Genomic DNA, 17,253 nt, shown 5'->3' with positions numbered 1-17,253 from the left:
CGTGTGCCGAAAAATGTCGGGCGTGCCGGTGCGGATTGTGGCAGCAGGCGCGGCATGACTGCTGCCCCCCCGATCGTTCCCGATAGCGAGCATCGCGGCTTGCTCGCCTATTTGCCCGCCGCGTGGCGCCCCTATGCGCTGCTCGCCCGCTTCGACCGGCCGATCGGCTGGTGGCTGCTGTTCCTGCCCTGCGCCTGGGGGGCTTTGCTGTCGGGCCTGCCGCAGGGCGACTGGTGGCTGATCGCGGCGATGCTGTTGGGCGCCATTTCGATGCGGGGCGCGGGCTGCGTCTATAACGATATTGTCGATCGCGACCTCGATGCGCAGGTCGAGCGGACGCGCAACCGGCCGCTGCCCAGCGGGGCAGTATCGGTGCGCGCGGCCTGGACCTGGCTGCTGGCATTACTCGCATGCGGGCTGGTCGCATGGCTGGCGATGCCCTGGCCGGCCAAGCTGTGGTCGATCGCCACGCTGCCGGTTGTCGCCGCCTATCCGTTCATGAAGCGCATCACCTGGTGGCCGCAGGCGTTTCTGGGCATCGTGTTCGGATCGGGCGCGCTGGTCGGCTTCGTCGCCGGTGATTGGCAGGGGGTGTTCGCCGCGCGCGCGGCGGCGAAATTCTGGCTCTATGCGGGCACGATCCTGTGGGTGATCGGCTATGATACCATCTATGCCCTGCAGGATGTGGAAGACGATGCTCTGGTCGGTGTGCGTTCCTCGGCGCGGGCGATGGGGCGGCATGTCCGCGCAGGCACCGCGCTTTTCTATCTGGGGGCGGTAGGGCTGTGGGGCATCGCCTTCTGGACCGTCCGGCCCGATCCGCTGGCGCTTGCCGCGCTGCTACCGGCGGCGCTGCATCTGTGCTGGCAGATCGTGACGTTGAAACCGAACGACGGCGCCAATGCGCTGCGCCGCTTCCGCGCCAATCGCGACACCGGTTTCCTGATGGTCGCGGCCTGCTTCGTCGTGGGGATGAGCGGGCTTTGACGTTACGGGGCCGCATCCCTAAGTCCCCACGATGCTGACCGAAAGCCAAGCCCGCGACCTTGCCGCCGATCTGGTGGCCCGCGCCCGCCGCGGCGGCGCCGATGCCGCCGATGTCGTGTTCGCCGCCGATGCGAGCCTGTCGGTGTCCGTCCGCATGGGCGCACTCGAAGATGTCGAGCGTTCCGAAAGCGAGGAAATCGGCCTGCGCGTGTTCGTCGGCCAGCGCTCGGCCAGCGTATCCAGCTCGGACCTGAGCAGCGGCGCGATGGACATGCTGGTCGAACGCGCCGTCGCCATGGCGCGCGAGGCGCCCGAGGATCACTGGGCGGGTCTCGCCCCGCAGGACCGGCTGCTCCACGGCACCCCGCCGCATCTCGATCTGGACGACGGCGCGCAGGTCGATCCTGCGACGCTGAAGGCGCTCAGCCTGGCCGCCGAAGAGGCCGCGCGCGGCGTGCCCGGCGTCACCAATTCCGAAGGCGCGAGCGCCGGCGCCACCCGCAGCATCTTCGCCATCGCCACCAGCCATGGCTTTGCCGCCGCCCAGGCGCAGACCAGCCACGGTCTGTCCGCCAGTGTGCTCGCCGGCAGCGGGAGCGGGATGGAGCGCGACCATGCCCATCATTCGGCGCGCCATGCGGCGATGCTCGAAGCGCCCGAGATTGTCGGCCGCCGCGCCGGCGAGCGCGCAGTGGCGCGGCTCAATCCGCGCAAGATTGCCAGCGGTCCGCTGCCGGTGGTGTTCGACCGCCGTGTCTCTTCGGGCCTGCTCGGCCATCTGCTTGGCGCGATCAGCGGGTCGGCGATCGCGCGGCGCACCAGCTTCCTGCTCGACGCGCTGGGCACGCAGATTTTCGACAGCGGCGTCACCATCATCGACGACCCCCACCGCCCGCGCGGCCTGCGGTCACGGTCGTTCGACGGCGAGGGGTTGCCGGTCGGGCCGATGAAGATCGTCGATGGCGGTATGCTGGAAACCTGGCTGCTTGACAGCGCTGCGGCGCGCCAGCTGGGGATGGAGCCTACCGGCCATGCGGTGCGCGGCGTCGGCGGCGCGCCGGGCGTGGCGCCCAGCAATCTCTATATGGAGGCGGGCAGCATCCCGCCCGAAACGATGATCGGCGACATCGCCCATGGCTTCTACGTCACCGAGCTGATCGGCCAGGGCGTCAACGGCGTGACCGGCGATTACAGCCGCGGGGCGGCGGGCTTCCTGATCGAGGGCGGCGAAATCACGGTGCCCGTTTCCGAAGTGACGATCGCCGGCAATCTGAAGGATATGTTCCGCGCGCTCACCCCCGCCAACGATCTGGAGTTCCGCTTCGGAATCAACGCGCCGACGCTGCGCATCGACGGTATGACGCTCGCCGGTGCCTGAACTGGCCGCCCAGGTCGCCGCAATCGCGGCGGAGGCGGGCCGGCTGGCGATGCGCCGCTGGCAGACCGATTTCGCGCGCTGGGAGAAGGCGCCGGGCAATCCGGTCTGCGCGGTGGATCTGGAAGTGGATGCATTGCTGCGTGACCGGCTGGGGCAGTTGCTGCCGGAGGCCGGCTGGCTTTCGGAAGAGACGGTCGACCATCCCGCCCGGCTGGACGCGCCTAGGATTTGGGTTGTCGATCCGATCGACGGCACGCGCGACTATCTGCGCGGGCGGCCCGGCTGGGCGGTGTCGGTCGCGCTGGTCGAAAATGGCCAGCCGGTGATCGGCGTGCTCGATGCGCCGGCGCGCGGCGAAGTGTGGCAGGCGGAACGGGGCGCCGGCGCGCGGTGCAACGGCCTGGCACTGGCGGCGGCTGTGCGCAGCCAGTTGGCGGGCGCGCGCGTGCCCGCCGATACCCTGCCCAAGGTCGACCGCGATCTGGTAATGGTGCCGAAGCCCAATTCGATTGCGCTGCGCATCGCAATGGTCGCAGCGGGTAAGGCCGATCTGGTCGCGACGCTGCGCTGGGGCCATGAATGGGACATCGCCGCCGCCGTGCTGCTGGCGCGGGAGGCGGGTGCGGCGGTGACGGACGCGCTGGGGCAGCCGCTGTCCTTCAACACGCCGTCGGGGGAAGCCTATGGCGTCCTCGCCACCGCGCCTGGCATCCATGCGGCAGCGGTGGAGCGGCTCGCGGACCGCGCCGAGCCAGGCAAGCGTTAGTAGAATTCGCCACCCTCACCCTCCCATCGCTGGCGCGACGGGCCCCTCCCTCTCCCAAAGGGAGAGGTGCTGAAGCTCCCTCTCCCCTCGGGAGAGGGAAGGGGCCCGCCGCCGAAGGCGGTGGGAAGGGTGAGGGTGATCGCTTTGCGCTCTTATCCGAACGCCGTGTCCACCCCGTCCGCCACCCGGAACCGCAGCGCCATTTCGTGGCGATAGACTTGCCCCGGCTCCAGCCGCGCTGACGGGAAATGGGGGTGGTTGGGGCCATCGGGGAATTTCTGCGGCTCCAGGCACAGGGCGGCCCGTGCCGGATAGATGGTGCCGCTGGTCCCCGGTGCGCCATCTGCCAGATAATTGCCGCTATAGAGTTGCAGCCCCGGTTCGGTGGAATGCAGCGCCATCACCCTGCCTGAGCCCGGGTGGAACAGCGTAGCCACAAGGCGCAGCGCGCCCGCCGGCCCGTCGATCGCGAAATTATGATCATAGCCCTTGCCGAGCGCGAGCTGCGCGTCGTTGGCGTCGATGTCGCGGCCGATCGGTTTGGGATGGCGGAAGTCAAAGGGCGTGCCGGTCACATCCGCCAGTTCACCCGTGGGGATCAGCGCCGCGTCGGTGGGCGTCATATGGCTGGCCGGCAGTTGCAGCATATGGTCGAGGATCGTCGTCCCGCTCGCCTCGCCGGCCAGGTTGTAATAGGCGTGCTGGGTCAGGTTGACGATCGTTGCGCGGTCGCACGTCGCGGTGAAGTCGACCATCAGCCCGTCTTCCTCCAGCGCATAGCGGACGCGCACGGTCAGTGCGCCGGGAAAGCCGTTCCACCCGTCCGGGCTGTCGAGGCGGAATGTGACAGACGATCCGGTCTGCGCCTCGACCGTCCAATGCTGCTGGTCGAACCCGTCCGGCCCCGAATGGAGGCTGTTGCCGCCTTCGTTGGTGGTGAGCTGGAACGTCTCGCCGTCGAGCGTGAACCGCCCCCCGGCGATGCGGTTTGCATAACGGCCTGCGACCGCGCCGTAATAGCGCGGCGGCTGGCGGCGATAGTCTTCGAGATCGGCATAGCCGAGCACGATATTCTCGGACCGCCCGTGCCGATCGGGCACCTCCAGCCGGTGCAGCGTGGCGCCCAGAGTAAGCAATTGCGCGCGGAACGGCCCGCGCGCGAGCGTGACGACCTCGATCGCGGTCATTTGCTCGGGCAGATCGATGCGTTGGGGTCAGAGACGATCTTCGCCTCGGCGAGCGAGAGCGTGAAGGGGCCGCTGGCACGCAGCACCACCGGGGCAGTCACCTTGGTCATATCGACACCGTTCTTCTGATAGCATTTGAGCAGCACATTCACCGTCTGCCATCCCTGCTTGCCGGTGAACAGGCTGGTCGCGTCGATCGCGCCGCCGGACGTGCCGCCGTCCATCGAGAGCTGGACCGGCCCCGTCGGCGCCGCATCGACGCGGTACACGAGGCGCAGTGACAGGTCGCCATTGGTCTCGCGGCCGAGATCAAGCGGGCTGCCGCCGATCCGCAGTGTCGCCGTGCCAGCAGGCCAGGTCAGTTGCTGCGCGCCTTCCTGCGTCGCCGGGCCGTCGACGGGCTTGCGGGTGATGCCGCTGTCGGTGGCGAAGGAGAACGGCGCCGGCGTCACGCCCTTGGCGAAGAAGATGCTGGTATTGGCCAGCGAGGCATCGACGCCCGCGACTTCGCTCAGCGTGCCGACCGTACCCGGCTTGGCATAGCTGAGGCCATAGCCGAAGGCGAACAGCGGATCATAACCCGGCTCGCCGCGATTGAGCGTGAACTGGCCGGCATTCTTGGGCCAGCTGAAGGCGAGCTTGCCGGTAAAGTCGCGGCGCGGTTTGCCGGCCTTGTCGCCGATCAGCACATCGGCCACCCCCGCGCCTTCGCTGCCCGGCAGCCAGGCGGCGACGAACGCATCCGAGGCGTTGAGTTCCGGATTTACCCAGAGCGGCCGGCCCGAAAGGAATACCGACACGACTGGTACGCCCGCCGCCTTCAGTTTCTTGAGCAGCGCAAGTGCCTGCTTGTCGCCCGGCTGAAACTCCAGCGTGCGCACGTCGCCGCGCATTTCGGCATAGGGCTCCTCGCCGAACACGACGATCGCCACATCGGGTTTCGTCGTGAAGCTGCCGTCGGGCGAAAGCGTTGCCGTGCCACCGCCCGCCTTCACTGCCGCCTGGATGCCGGCGAAGATCGTCTCGCCATTGGGGAACATCGAGTTCGGGTTGCCGTCGCCCTGCCAGCTCAGCGTCCAGCCACCCGATTGCTGCGCCATCGAATCGGCACCCGGACCCGCGACCAGCACGTTCGCGCTCGCCTTCACCGGCAGCACGCCGTTGTTCTTCAGGAGCACCAGCGATTTGGCCACCGCTTGCCGTGCGATCGCACGGTGCTCGGGGGCGCCGACCATCTCGGCTTTGCTCTCATAGGGGCGGGCCGGGTTGAACAGACCCATCTGCACCTTCACGCGCAGGATGCGGCGCACCGCATCGTCCACTCGCGCCATCGGGATCGTGCCGTCCTTCACATGGGCGATGGTCGATTCGTACAGGCCCTTCCAGCTGTCCGGCGCCATCGCCATGTCGAGCCCGGCATTGAACGTCGCCGCGCAATCGGTGGCAGTGCAGCCCGGCACCTGGGCATGACCGTTCCAGTCCCCGACGACGAAGCCGGCAAAACCCATCCTGCCCTTCAGCACATCCGTGAGCAGCGACTTGTTGCCGTGCATTTTTACGCCGTTCCAGCTGCTGAACGAGGCCATCACCGTCATCGTGCCGGCGTTGATCGCGCCCGGATAGCCGGCATTGTGGATGCGGATCAGTTCGTCTTCGGAAACGCGGGTGTCGCCCTGGTCCTGCCCGCCGAACGTGCCGCCATCGCCCAGGAAATGCTTGGCGGAGGCTGCGACATAGCCCTTCTGGAGCCGGTCCCTGGTGCCGGGTGCCCCCTGCAGCCCGCGGATCATCGCGCCCGAATAGCTGCGCACGACATCCGGGTCTTCGGAATAGCCTTCATAGGCGCGGCCCCAGCGCTCGTCCTGCGGCACCGCGAGGGTCGGTCCGAACGCCCAGTCGATGCCGACCGCGCTGGTTTCCTCTGCCGTGGCGCGGCCGATCTTCTCGATCAGCGCCGGGTCACGCGTCGCGCCCAGACCGACATTGTGCGGGAAGAGCGTCGCGCCGACGACATTGTTGTTGCCGTGCACCGCATCGATGCCGAACATGATCGGAATAGGGGTGTGGCCAGCCTTGCGGGCGAGCGCTGCCTTCTGGAAGGCCTGCGCCGTTGCCAGCCATGGTCCGCGTGGGGAACGGTCGGGTGCGCCGAGCGGCGGCGAGCTTCCGCCGGCCAGGATCGAGCCCAGCGGGTAGGTCGCCAGATCCTCGGGCCTGATGCTGCCAATGTCGGCCTGAATCATCTGACCGACCTTCTCCTCCAGCGTCATCTTCGTCATCAGTTCGGTGACGAACTTCTCGGTGGAGGGGTCGATCAGGCCTAGGCTTTTCGTGGCGGGCCATTTCTCCGGATGGGCGATTCCAGACAGCGTTGTCGGTGCCGTTTGGGCGAACGCCGGTGTGGCAGCCAGCAGGGTGGTGGTCAGCAACAGCTTCAGCCTGACGCGCATCCTATCTCTCCCAGAATTTTTGTAATGGTAGCGTTACCCTGAAATCAGCGGCGGAGTCCATGTTCCAGCCAGCGCGCCGCCGAGTCCGGGCTTGTCTTGTCCGTATCGCGATCCACCATGTAATTGGCTTCGCGCATCTTTTCGACCGAAATCGCGCCGATCAGCGGCCGCAACGCCGCCTGGAATCGCGTGTCGCCGGCGCGGCGCGGGGCCAGCAGCACAATTGCGTCATAGCCCGGGATCGCGCCTTTCGGATCGTGCAGCACGGCCAGATGCTGCGCAGCAATCCGCCCGTCGGAGGAAAAGGCGGAGATCACGTCCGCAGCACCGCTCGCCAGCGCGCGATACATGAAGGTCGGCTGATAGGGCCGGGCATCGGCAAAGCGCAGGCCATAGGCGCGCTCCACCGCGGCCCATTCGGGGCGTTCCAGAAATTCGATGTCGGTGGCGAAGCGCACGGTGGGTGCAATCGGCGCCAGATCGGCGAGGCTGGTGATGCCGCGCCGCCGCGCATCGTCACCACGCATCGCAAAGGCATAGGCATTTTCGAACCCGAGCGATCCCAGCAGCGTCACGCCATGCTGCGCACGCGCCCAGTTGGCCACGCCCCGGACGATGGCGTCGCGGGGGGGCACGTCGCGGCGGTGCATCTGCCCGGTCCAGAGCGTACCCGAATAGTCGACATAAACGTCGATCGCGCCGCTCGCCAGCGCATCGAATGCCACTGCCGATCCCAGCCCCTCGCGATAGCGGACCCGGTATCCCGCCGCTTCGAGCCGGTGCCCCACCAGCCGGGCCAGAATATATTGCTCGGAGAAATTCTTGGCGCCCACCGTGACGGTGCCACGCGCTGCCGGCCAGGCTGGCGCCAGTGCCGCCAGTGTACCGGCGGCGAGCAGGCCGAGGCTGAGCCACACCAGCCCGCGCCGCCGCCGGGCGATACCGAATTCTGCCAGGCCCAACAGTCCGTCGACCGCCAATGCCAGCCCCGCCGCCGCGATGCACCCGGCCAGCACCAGCGCCCAGTTCTGCGTCTGCAGCCCGGCGAAGATCAGGTCGCCCAGACTCGGCTGGCCGACGGTGGTGGACAGGGTCGCCGCCCCGACGGTCCAGACGGCGGCAGTGCGGATGCCGGCCATCACCACCGGCGCGACCAGCGGCGCTTCGACCAGCCGCAGCTTTTGCCAGCGCGTCATACCCATGCCGTCCGCCGCCTCGACCACGGCGGGATCCAGTGTCGTGAGCCCCGTGACGGCGTTGCGCAGGATCGGCAGCACCGCATACAGCGTCAACGCGAGCAGTGACGGCAGGAAGCCCAGCGCCGGGATGCCGCCCCCTGCGAGCCGCGACAGCCAGAGCAGCAGCGGGTAAAAGAGCGCGAGCAGCGCCAGGCCGGGGATCGTCTGGATCAGGCTCGCCACCCCCAGCGCGACCCGCGCCACGGCGCGGCTGCGCGCCGACAGCACGGCCAGCGGCAGGCTGATCGCCAGACCCAGTGCGAGCGCTGCCAGCGCAAGCAGCAGATGCTGCGCCAGCAATTCCGGCACGCGGGCGAAAGCGGCGGTCATTCGGCCAACCCCGCCAGCCGCTGTGCCTGTTCGCGCGGCACTGCCACCAGAGCATCGGCCTCGGGGCCTCCCTTGCCGGCGAGCAGGTCGCGGGGGCTGGCGTCGCCGACGATTCGCCCCTGCGCCATCACCAGCACGCGATCGGCGAGCAGCAGCGCTTCGGCCATGTCGTGCGTGACCAGTATCGTCGTAAGGCCCATGCGGTCGTGCAGCGCCCGGATCGCCTTGCCCAGCGCATCGCGGGTGACAGGGTCGAGCGCGCCGAACGGCTCGTCCATCAGCAACAGGCCCGGCCGCCCCGCCAGCGCGCGCGCCACGCCCACGCGCTGGCGCTGCCCGCCCGAAAGCGCATCGGGCATCCGCGTGGCCATTTCCGGCGGCAGGTCCACCAGTTGCAGCAGGTCGGCGATTTCGGTTTTCGACAGCCGTTCGCCCGCGAGCCGCGGGCCGATCGCGACATTCTCCCCGACCGTCAGGTGCGGGAACAGCCCGATATTCTGGAAGACATAACCGATCCGGCGGCGCAGAAGGTGCGGCGCTTCGGCGGTAACCGGCGCATCGTCGATCAGCACCGTTCCCGCGCTTGGCGCGACGAGCCGGTTCACCATCTTGAGCAGCGTCGATTTGCCCGATCCCGACGCGCCGACAAGCGCAACGAAGCTGCCGCCTTCTATGTCCAGCGAGACGTCGTCGACTGCCCGCGTGCCGCTCGCATACAGCTTGCTGACATTTTTGAAGGTAACGCGGTGCGTTTGCGCTGGCATCACGGACGGTTGTGCGGGATGCTGCCGGAAAGGTCAAAGAAACAGGGGAGAGCGAGAAACATGGCGGAACGCGCGATTTTCATCACGGGCGGTGCGTCGGGAATCGGCCGGGCAGTGGCCACGCTGTTCGCTGCACGCGGCTGGCGTGTCGGTCTTGCCGATGTCAATCAGTCCGGGCTGGCGGCCACCGCGGCGATGCTGCCGGCAGGCATGGCGCTGACCTATCCGCTCGACGTGCGCGACCGCGCCGCCTGGGGCGAGGTGCTGGCGGCGTTCACCGCGGATACCGGCCGTATCGATGTGCTGTTCAACAATGCCGGCATTGCCGTGAGCGGCGAATTCGCGAGCAGCGATCCGGCCGATCTCGAACGCTGCAACGCCGTCAACTTCATGGGCGTGGTGCATGGCGCGCATGCCGGCTTCCCCTTTCTGGCGCGCACGCCGGGATCGGTGATGCTGATCACCAGCTCGGCCGCCGGCATTTATGGCGCGCCGGGGGCGGCCATTTACTCGGCAACGAAGTTCGCAGTGCGCGGGCTCGCCGAATCGCTCGACGCGGAATGGGCCGCTGCCGGGGTGAAGGTGCGCACGCTGATGCCGTCGTTCATCGACACGCCGCTGCTCGACCAGCCATCGCCCGGGACGAACAAGTTGATCCGTGAATCGGTAACGGCGGCGGGGCTGGAGATCACGCCTGTCGACGCTGTGGCCGAAGCTGCCTGGGCGGCGGTGCATGGCGAGCAGATCCACACCCGCGTCGGCAAGACCGCGCGCAGAATGTGGTTCGCCGCCCGCTGGATGCCCGGTGCGCTGCGCAAGCAGAACCGCCGCAGCCGGCTGGCGCGATAAAAGGGCTACCGTTCAGCCCGCGACCAGCGCGTCGATCGCGTGGGCAAGCTGGATGTCGCGCATCGACAGCCCGTTGGCGTCGTGCGTGGTCAGCAGGATGTCGACGCGGTTCCACACGTTCGACCATTCGGGGTGGTGGTCCGCCTTCTCCGCTAGCAGCGCGACGCGCGCCATGAAGCCAAAGGCCTGATTGAAATCGGCGAAGGTGAAGCGGCGCGTGATCGCCTCGCGGTCGGGCACGAAGGTCCAGTCCGGCAGCGCGGCCAGCGATTCGTTGCGCAGCCCATCAGTCAGACGCCCCACCATGATCAGCCTCCTTGCTCCCTATTCCCTGCTCCGCCTATGGGTTTGGCGATGCAGGGGCAAGCTCCAACCACGCCGCCCGACGCGGCAACGATCGAAGCGCTGGCGCGCGCTGCGCTCGCCCGGATTCCGGAGCCGTTCCAGCGGCACCTGGCCGATGTCGTGCTGATCGTCGAAGAATTTGCCGATGACGAAACGCTGGACGCGCTGGGCATCGAGGATCCCTTCCAGCTCACCGGCCTGTATCATGGCCGTCCGCTCGGCGAAAAATCCGCGTTCGAATCGGGGGCGATGCCTGACCGGATCCACCTGTATCGCCGTGCGATCCTCGACGAGTGGGTCGAGACCGGCGTGACGCTTTCCGCGCTGGTCAACCATGTCGTGGTGCATGAGGTCGGCCATCATTTCGGCCTGTCCGACGAGGACATGCACGCGATTGAAGATTCGATCGATTGAGCGCGGCTCTGACCTTTGACGACGTCGCCTGCATACGCGGCGGCAGGTTGCTGTTCGAGGGCGTCAGCTTTGTGCTGGCGCCGGGCGAGGCGGCGCAGGTGGTGGGGCCCAACGGCGCGGGCAAGTCCAGCCTGATCCGCATCGCCGCCGGGCTGCTGCCGCCCGCTGCGGGCCAAGTCTGCGGCGAGGGCGCACGGGCGCTGCTGGGCGAGGCGGCGGCGCTCGATCCCGAACTGGGCGTTGCGACCGCCCTGGGTTTCTGGGCGCGGATCGACGGGCAGGGCGGGGACGTCGCCGCGGCACTCGCCGCAGTCGGGCTCAGCCATCTGGCGCAGGTGCCGGTGCGCTTCCTTTCCACCGGCCAGCGCCGCCGCGCTGCGCTGGCGCGAGTGCTGGCAAGCGGCGCCCCGGTCTGGCTGCTCGACGAGCCCGCCAACGGGCTCGACGTGGCATCGGTCGGGGTACTCGAGGGGCTGATCGCAGACCATCGCGCGGCGGGCGGCATTGTGCTGGTCGCCACCCATTTGCCCATCGCGCTGCCCGGCGCGCAGGCGGTGCAGCTGTGAACGCCTTTGTCGCGATCGTCTGGCGCGAACTGCGCCGCGCCTGGAGCAGCGGCGGGCTGGTGATGCCGGTTGCCTTCTTCCTGCTGGTGGCGATCCTGTTTCCCTTTGCGGTCGGGCCCGACGCAAAGCTGCTGGGGCGGATCGGCGGCGGGGTGATCTGGGCGGCGGCGCTGCTCGCGGCGCTGCTGCCGGTCGAACGGCTGATTGCGCCCGATGCCGACAGCGGCGTGCTCGACCAGTTCGTGGCGCGCGGGCTGTCCGACACGCTGGTCGCCGCAGCAAAGATGACCGGCCACTGGCTGGGTTTCGCGCCTGCGCTACTCGCAGCGACATTGGTAGCGGGCGCCCTGCTGCATGTTCCGGTCGAAACGCTGACGGCGATTCTGCTGGGGCTGGCGATAGGCACGCCGGGCCTTGCCGCGCTGGGTATCGTGACGGCGGGGCTGGTCGCCGGGCTGCGCGGGGCCGGGGCGCTCGCCGGTCTGGTGATGCTGCCTTTTGCCGTGCCGCTGCTGATCTTCGGCGCGGGCGCGACCGGGGATCAGCCGGGCGCGTTCAAGCTCCTCGCCGCGATCAGCCTGTTGCTGGTCGCGGGTTGTCCCTGGGTCGCCGGCATGGCGATGCGGATCGGGCGGAGCTGAGGAAGCCTAGCGGCTCCAGCGCGCGAAAATTGCCGTCGGCAGTTCCAGCCCGCGTGCTTCCTCGCGCACGGTCAGTTCCCCGGCTTCGACCGTACCGCCCTTGCCGTCCATCGCCTGGCGCACCAGCTCGCCGATCGCCAGCGCCGACATGCGCACCGCATACACCGTCAGGAACAGGAAGCGCGAATCCGCGTCGAGCAGCTTCGCGACATCGGTAATCAGGCCGGGCAGCCCTTCTTCCAGTTTCCACACCTCGCCATTGGGGCCGCGGCCCCATTTCGGCGGATCGAGGATGATCCCGTCATAGCGCCGCCCGCGCCGCACCTCGCGCGCAGTGAATTTCATCGCATCGTCGATCATCCAGCGGATCGGCTTGTCGGCCATGCCGGATAGCTGGGCATTGGCCTTGCCTTCCATCACCGATTTCTTGGAGGCATCGACATGCGTGACCTTTGCGCCCGCCGCCGCCAGCGCCAGCGAACCGACGCCGGTATAGCCGAACAGGTTCATGCACTCAGGGCTCTCCATCCCCGCGATCCGGCCGCGCATCCAGTCCCACACCGGTGCCATGTCGGGGAAGAAGCCCAGATGGCGGAACGGCGTGGTCTGCGCGGTGAAGCGCACCTCGCGCCACGAAAGCGGCCAGCCTTCGCGCGGGGTGGGCTTCAGATACTCCCAGCGGCCGCCGCCATCCTCGTCGGAGCCCGGCACGAATTCGGCATGCGCATCCCAGTCGGCCGAGGCGGGCGCCCACATCGCCTGCGGCTCGGGCCGGATGAAGCGATACGCGCCGTAGCGTTCCAGCTTGCGGCCATGGCCCGAATCGATCAGGCCATAGTCGCCCCAGGGCTCGCCGGTGAGGGTGACGAGTTTCATGCCCGGGCGCGGGCGCGCTCGGCGATATAGCCGGTGATTGCGCCAAACTCCGCTGGCAACACGTCATAGCGCTCCTGCCGCTCAAACAGGTCGCCCAGCCGGCTGGGCACATGCGGGCGCGATCCGGTGGCGCGTTCCACGGCTTCGCGGAACTTGGCGGGGTGCGCGGTCGCCAGCGTCACCACCGGCACATCAGGAGCAAGCCCCGCGCGGCGCGCCGCGGCAAGGCCGATTGCCGTATGCGGGTCGATCAACTGCGCGGTATCGGCATGTGCCCAGCGCAGCGCCTCGTTCATCGTCGCGGCATCGATGCTGTCGCTGGCGAACAGCGCGGCGGCGCCTTGCTGCTGGGCGTTGGTGAGCCGCATCGCCTTGGTCGCCTCAAAACCGCGCATCTGCTCGGCGACCGGCGCGCCGGCCAGGTCGAACAGCAGCCGCTCGAAATTCGAGCTTACCTGAATGTCCATCGACGGCGCGGCGGTGGGGGTGACGGTGCCCGCCGAATAGTCGCCGGCGGAAAGCGCGCGGTGGAGAATGTCGTTGACGTTGGTGGCAACGACCAGCTTCGCCACCGGCAGGCCCATGCGCGCGGCGACATAGCCGGCAAACACGTCGCCGAAATTGCCCGTCGGCACCGAAAAGGCGACCGGCCGCTCGGGCGCGCCCAGCCGGACGGCGGCGTAGAAATAATAGACCACCTGCGCCATCAGCCGCGCCCAGTTGATCGAATTGACGGCGCTCAACTGGAACCGGCCGGAGAAATCGGCGTCGTTGAACATCGCCTTCACCAGCGCCTGGGCATCGTCGAAGCTGCCTTCGATCGCGATGTTGTGGACGTTGGGGGCCAGCACCGTCGTCATCTGGCGGCGCTGCACGTCGGATACGCGGCCCTGCGGGTGGAGCATGAAGATGTCGACGCCCATCCGCCCGGCGACAGCATCGATCGCCGCGCTGCCGGTGTCGCCGCTGGTCGCGCCGACGATGGTGATGTGCTGGTTGGTCCCGCTCAGGAACTTCTCGAAGAGCAGGCCGAGCAGCTGCAGCGCCACGTCCTTGAAGGCGAGGGTGGGGCCGTGGAACAGCTCGAGCAGCCAGTGTTGTTCGTCCAGCTGCACCAGCGGCGTGACTGCGGCGTGCGAGAATCGGCCGTAAGCCTGGGTGCACAGCGCCCGCAGTTCGTCTTCGGAAAGATCGCCCTCGACAAAGGGCAGCATCACGCGGACGGCGGTTTCGACATAGGACAGGCCGCGCATCGCCGCGATCGCCTCTGCGGAAAAGCTCGGCCAGGCAGTCGGCACGTACAGACCGCCATCGCTGGCAAGGCCAGCCATGGTCACGTCGCGAAAGCCAAGCAGCGGCGCTGCGCCGCGGGTGCTCTGATATTGCATGGGCGGGGGTTAGCGATGCGGGCGCGGCGCGACAAGATAGCTGTGCTTGGGGGCGGGGGTGGTGCGGCTGGGGCAGAAATCACTTCGCTCGTAATTTGCGCTCCCCTCCTTGCGAAGCAGGGAGGGGAGGAAAACAATTTTACCGCGCCGCCATATCTGCCGCCGGCGCGTTCTGCTCCCCGACATTCCCCATCGGAGACCGACGATGCGCAATCCCAATGCCGCCGACTGGATGAAGATTGGCCTCGACACCTGGATGCTGGGGCTGGAAGCCTCCACCGTAATCGGCCTGCGCATGGCGAAGCTTGCGGCCGGTGGCCCTGCCGCCACGGCCGAGGCACAGCGGATGGTGGCGGAAAAGATGCAGGCGGCGTGGGAATTGCAGCTCGCGGCGGCTACCGGCCGGCTGGGCAGCACCCCGCATGGCCAGGCAGGCCAGGCGCTTCGCCATTATCGGCGCAAGGTGCGGGCCAATGCCCGGCGGCTTGGCTGACGCGCCATCTTTCGCGGACCGGCGCGGCGCCGTATAGCTCCGCCGATGACGTCTGCCGCCAACGCCAATCCCGCCCTTCCCGCCGATTGGCGCGATTTCCTTGCGCTGACCAAGCCGCGCGTGATGACGCTGGTGGTGTTCACCGGCCTGTGCGGCATGCTGGCCGCGCCGGTGCCGATCCACCCGGTATTGGGCTTCACGGCGATTCTGTGCATCGCGCTGGGCGCCGGTGCGGCAGGGGCGCTCAACCAGTGGTATGAGGCCGATCTCGACGCGAAGATGAAGCGGACGCGCGGCCGGCCGCTGCCCGACGGGCGGATGGACCGCGAATCGGCGCTGCATTTCGGCGTCGGGCTGGCCGGGTTCAGCCTGGCGCTGATGTATTTCGCGATCAACCTGACCGCGACGCTGATCCTTGCAGCGTCGATCCTCTTCTATGTCTTCGTCTACACGATCTGGCTGAAGCGCCGGACGCCGCAGAATATCGTGATCGGCGGCGCGGCCGGCGCCTTTCCGCCGCTGATCGGCTGGGCGGCGGCCACGGGCAGCGTCGCGCCGCTGCCGATCCTGTTGTTCCTGCTGATCTTCCTGTGGACGCCGCCGCATTTCTGGGCGCTCGCGCTGTTCGTCCAGACCGATTATGCCAATGCCGGCGTGCCGATGCTGCCGGTGGTGGCGGGCGAGCGCAGCACGCGCATCCAGATCGGCCTCTATACCCTGCCGATGATCGCGGCAGCCGCGGCGCCCTGGCCGCTGGGGCTGACCGGCATGGTCTATGGCCTGACGGCGGCAGTGATGTCGGGCATCTTCCTGGCGATGGCGGTGCAGGTGGCAACGCGCCGCACCGAGCCGGAGGACAAGATGGTCCCCGAAAAACGGCTGTTCAAATTCTCGATCCTCTATCTGTTCGTGCTATTCGGGGCGCTGGTGATCGACAGGTGGCTATAAAATGACAGACAGAGAGGATGACCTGATTCGCCGCCCCGCCACGCCCAAGGCCGAGGCGGAGGCGGTTCGCGCGCGGCAAATGGCGCGCGCGCGGGTGATGGCGCTGCTGCTCGGCGGATTCGTGGTGCTGGTGTTCGCGATTTCGATCGTGAAGATGAAGATCGGACACGGCGGATGAAGATCGGCCGCAATCTGCGCGTCGGCCTGCTTGCCGCGCTGCTCGTGTGCGGCATGACCGGGCTGGGTTTTGCCGCCGTGCCGCTCTACCGCATGTTCTGCCAGGCGACGGGCCTCAATGGCACCACCCAGCGCGGGCTGCGCGCGCCGGGGGCGACCGGGCAGAAGATCACGGTGGCGTTCGACAGCAATGTCAGCCCCAAGCTGCCGTGGAAATTCGTGCCCGAACGTCGCGCCGACACCATCGACATCGGCGGGCGCGACATGGCGTTCTTCACCGCAACCAATCAGTCGAACCATACCATTACGGGTACTGCGACGTTCAACGTCACGCCGTCCCAGGTCGGCAAATATTTCACCAAAATCCAGTGCTTCTGCTTCACACAGCAGACGCTGAAGCCCGGCGAGACGGTGCGGATGCCGGTGATCTTCTATGTCGATCCGAAGATCCTCAACGATCCGGACACGCGCGACGTGGAAGAGATCACGCTTTCCTATACATTTTATCCTGTGGATTCGGAGAAAACACCGGGTTAGAGTTTGACCAAACACAAGGCATAGGAAGAGCGAATGGCTGGAGCGAGAAACCACCAGTACCACATCCTGCCCCCCAGCATCTGGCCGCTGTTCGGGTCGGCTGCCGCGCTGATCATGGCGTCGGGCGGGGCACTGTGGATGAACAAGGTGCCCAATGCCAATCTGGTGTTCTTCACCGGCCTCGCCATGGTGGTCCTCACCATGTTCGGCTGGTGGAGCAAGGTGATCCAGGAAGCGCATGCCGGCGATCACACGCCGATCGTGCAGCTCCACCTGCGCTACGGCATGATCCTGTTCATCGCTTCCGAAGTGATGTTCTTCGTCGGCTGGTTCTGGGCCTGGTTCGATTTCTCGCTCTTCCCCTCGCATGTCGAGGCGGTCGGCGGCACCTGGCCGCCCAAGGGCATGGAAGTGCTCAACGCCTGGCAGTTCCCGCTGCTCAACACGCTGATCCTGCTCTGCTCGGGCTGCACCGTCACCTGGGCGCATCACGGCCTGATCCACAATGAACGCGGCGGCGAGATGAAGGGCCTGTGGGGCGTGCTCGGCGTCGGCGAGAATGACAGCGTCAAGAAGGGGCTGTGGCTGACGATCGTGCTCGGCCTCTCGTTCAGCTGCTTCCAGGCCTATGAATATATGGAAGCACCGTTCCCCTTCGCGGCGTCCGGTCCGGGCGGCTCCAGCTATGGCGGCGCCTTCTTCATGGCGACGGGCTTCCATGGCTTCCACGTCATCGTCGGCACGATCTTCCTGATCGTCAATCTGGTCCGCGCCTATCGCGGCGATTTCACGCCCCGCCAGCATTTCGGCTTCGAGGCCGCTGCCTGGTACTGGCACTTCGTCGACGTGGTGTGGCTGTTCCTGTTCGCGTCGATCTATGTCTGGGGCGGCTGGGGCGCGCCGGTACACGCCGGCTGAC

At 67.6% G+C, this 17,253-nt stretch carries 19 protein-coding genes; 12 read left to right on the top strand and 7 right to left on the bottom strand.

All coding sequences use genetic code 11. The features are described from left to right. The first annotated feature begins 54 nt into the window (after positions 1-54). From ubiA to ACT53M_RS04910, 3 genes are read left to right on the top strand one after another with little or no spacing between them, the layout of a single operon-like run. Positions 55-987 carry a 4-hydroxybenzoate octaprenyltransferase gene (gene ubiA / locus ACT53M_RS04920; RefSeq protein ID WP_476231872.1) on the top strand — a complete coding sequence of 311 codons (933 nt, stop codon included), beginning with the start codon at positions 55-57 and terminating at the stop codon, positions 985-987. 31 nt (positions 988-1,018) lie between these two features. After that, positions 1,019-2,365 (top strand): TldD/PmbA family protein, encoded by a 1,347-nt coding sequence (locus tag ACT53M_RS04915; protein WP_476231871.1) that lies wholly within the window; start codon positions 1,019-1,021, stop codon positions 2,363-2,365. Next, on the top strand, positions 2,358-3,131 hold the full coding sequence (locus ACT53M_RS04910; RefSeq protein WP_476231869.1) for a 3'(2'),5'-bisphosphate nucleotidase CysQ: 774 nt from the start codon (positions 2,358-2,360) through the stop codon (positions 3,129-3,131). The genes ACT53M_RS04915 and ACT53M_RS04910 overlap by 8 nt, the downstream gene beginning before the upstream one ends. A gap of 152 nt (positions 3,132-3,283) precedes the next feature. Here ACT53M_RS04910 and ACT53M_RS04905 read toward each other — a convergent pair whose 3' ends face one another. The 4 genes from ACT53M_RS04905 to ACT53M_RS04890 are packed head-to-tail and all read right to left on the bottom strand — an operon-like array spanning position 3,284 to position 9,100. Further along, the gene (locus ACT53M_RS04905; protein WP_476231868.1) at positions 3,284-4,318 is read right to left on the bottom strand and encodes an aldose epimerase family protein; all 1,035 of its coding nucleotides are present in this window, start codon (positions 4,316-4,318) and stop codon (positions 3,284-3,286) included. After that, entirely contained in the window at positions 4,315-6,768 is a 2,454-nt protein-coding gene (locus ACT53M_RS04900; RefSeq protein WP_476231867.1) for a glycoside hydrolase family 3 protein, read from the bottom strand. The genes ACT53M_RS04905 and ACT53M_RS04900 overlap by 4 nt, the downstream gene beginning before the upstream one ends. 44 nt (positions 6,769-6,812) lie before the next feature. Beyond that, positions 6,813-8,336 carry an ABC transporter permease/substrate-binding protein gene (locus ACT53M_RS04895; protein WP_476231865.1) on the bottom strand — a complete coding sequence of 508 codons (1,524 nt, stop codon included), beginning with the start codon at positions 8,334-8,336 and terminating at the stop codon, positions 6,813-6,815. Beyond that, on the bottom strand, positions 8,333-9,100 hold the full coding sequence (locus ACT53M_RS04890; RefSeq protein WP_476231864.1) for an ATP-binding cassette domain-containing protein: 768 nt from the start codon (positions 9,098-9,100) through the stop codon (positions 8,333-8,335). Before ACT53M_RS04890 ends, ACT53M_RS04895 begins: the two co-directional genes overlap by 4 nt. Positions 9,101-9,160: 60 nt before the next feature. Here ACT53M_RS04890 and ACT53M_RS04885 point away from each other — a divergent pair, with 60 nt between their 5' ends. Then, complete coding sequence (locus ACT53M_RS04885) at positions 9,161-9,949, top strand: SDR family oxidoreductase (RefSeq protein WP_476231863.1); 789 nt, start codon at positions 9,161-9,163, stop codon at positions 9,947-9,949. 12 nt (positions 9,950-9,961) lie between these two features. On the opposite strand, the gene ACT53M_RS04880 is transcribed toward ACT53M_RS04885, so the two are convergent. After that, positions 9,962-10,255 (bottom strand): 4a-hydroxytetrahydrobiopterin dehydratase, encoded by a 294-nt coding sequence (locus ACT53M_RS04880; protein ID WP_476231861.1) that lies wholly within the window; start codon positions 10,253-10,255, stop codon positions 9,962-9,964. Between the two features lie 48 nt (positions 10,256-10,303). Here ACT53M_RS04880 and ACT53M_RS04875 point away from each other — a divergent pair, with 48 nt between their 5' ends. From ACT53M_RS04875 to ACT53M_RS04865, 3 genes are read left to right on the top strand one after another with little or no spacing between them, the layout of a single operon-like run. After that, positions 10,304-10,708, top strand: coding sequence for a metallopeptidase family protein (locus ACT53M_RS04875; protein WP_476231860.1), 405 nt, complete (start codon positions 10,304-10,306; stop codon positions 10,706-10,708). Next, positions 10,705-11,274 carry a heme ABC exporter ATP-binding protein CcmA gene (gene ccmA, locus ACT53M_RS04870; RefSeq protein WP_476231858.1) on the top strand — a complete coding sequence of 190 codons (570 nt, stop codon included), beginning with the start codon at positions 10,705-10,707 and terminating at the stop codon, positions 11,272-11,274. Before ACT53M_RS04875 ends, ccmA begins: the two co-directional genes overlap by 4 nt. Then, positions 11,271-11,915, top strand: coding sequence for a heme exporter protein CcmB (locus tag ACT53M_RS04865; RefSeq protein WP_476231857.1), 645 nt, complete (start codon positions 11,271-11,273; stop codon positions 11,913-11,915). Before ccmA ends, ACT53M_RS04865 begins: the two co-directional genes overlap by 4 nt. A gap of 6 nt (positions 11,916-11,921) precedes the next feature. Here ACT53M_RS04865 and ACT53M_RS04860 read toward each other — a convergent pair whose 3' ends face one another. Together ACT53M_RS04860 and thrC are read right to left on the bottom strand one after the other, a co-directional pair. Then, on the bottom strand, positions 11,922-12,791 hold the full coding sequence (locus ACT53M_RS04860) for a class I SAM-dependent methyltransferase (RefSeq protein WP_476231855.1): 870 nt from the start codon (positions 12,789-12,791) through the stop codon (positions 11,922-11,924). Further along, positions 12,788-14,179 carry a threonine synthase gene (gene thrC, locus ACT53M_RS04855; RefSeq protein WP_476231853.1) on the bottom strand — a complete coding sequence of 464 codons (1,392 nt, stop codon included), beginning with the start codon at positions 14,177-14,179 and terminating at the stop codon, positions 12,788-12,790. Before thrC ends, ACT53M_RS04860 begins: the two co-directional genes overlap by 4 nt. A 205-nt stretch (positions 14,180-14,384) precedes the next feature. On the opposite strand from thrC, the gene ACT53M_RS04850 reads away from it, so the two are divergent. The 5 genes from ACT53M_RS04850 to ACT53M_RS04830 are packed head-to-tail and all read left to right on the top strand — an operon-like array spanning position 14,385 to position 17,252. After that, entirely contained in the window at positions 14,385-14,672 is a 288-nt protein-coding gene (locus ACT53M_RS04850) for a hypothetical protein (protein WP_476231852.1), read from the top strand. Positions 14,673-14,717: 45 nt separating this feature from the next. Beyond that, positions 14,718-15,620, top strand: coding sequence for a heme o synthase (locus ACT53M_RS04845; RefSeq protein WP_476231850.1), 903 nt, complete (start codon positions 14,718-14,720; stop codon positions 15,618-15,620). Position 15,621: 1 nt separating this feature from the next. After that, positions 15,622-15,798, top strand: coding sequence for a hypothetical protein (locus ACT53M_RS04840; protein ID WP_476226653.1), 177 nt, complete (start codon positions 15,622-15,624; stop codon positions 15,796-15,798). Then, positions 15,795-16,334 carry a cytochrome c oxidase assembly protein gene (locus ACT53M_RS04835; RefSeq protein WP_476231849.1) on the top strand — a complete coding sequence of 180 codons (540 nt, stop codon included), beginning with the start codon at positions 15,795-15,797 and terminating at the stop codon, positions 16,332-16,334. The genes ACT53M_RS04840 and ACT53M_RS04835 overlap by 4 nt, the downstream gene beginning before the upstream one ends. A gap of 33 nt (positions 16,335-16,367) precedes the next feature. After that, positions 16,368-17,252, top strand: coding sequence for a cytochrome c oxidase subunit 3 (locus ACT53M_RS04830; RefSeq protein WP_476226655.1), 885 nt, complete (start codon positions 16,368-16,370; stop codon positions 17,250-17,252). The last annotated feature ends 1 nt before the right edge of the window (position 17,253 follow it).

The organism is Sphingomonas sp. DMC6 (genome assembly GCF_056314225.1).
The sequence above is the reverse complement of the archived record's forward strand: the minus strand, read 5'-3'. Positions and strand labels throughout refer to the sequence as shown.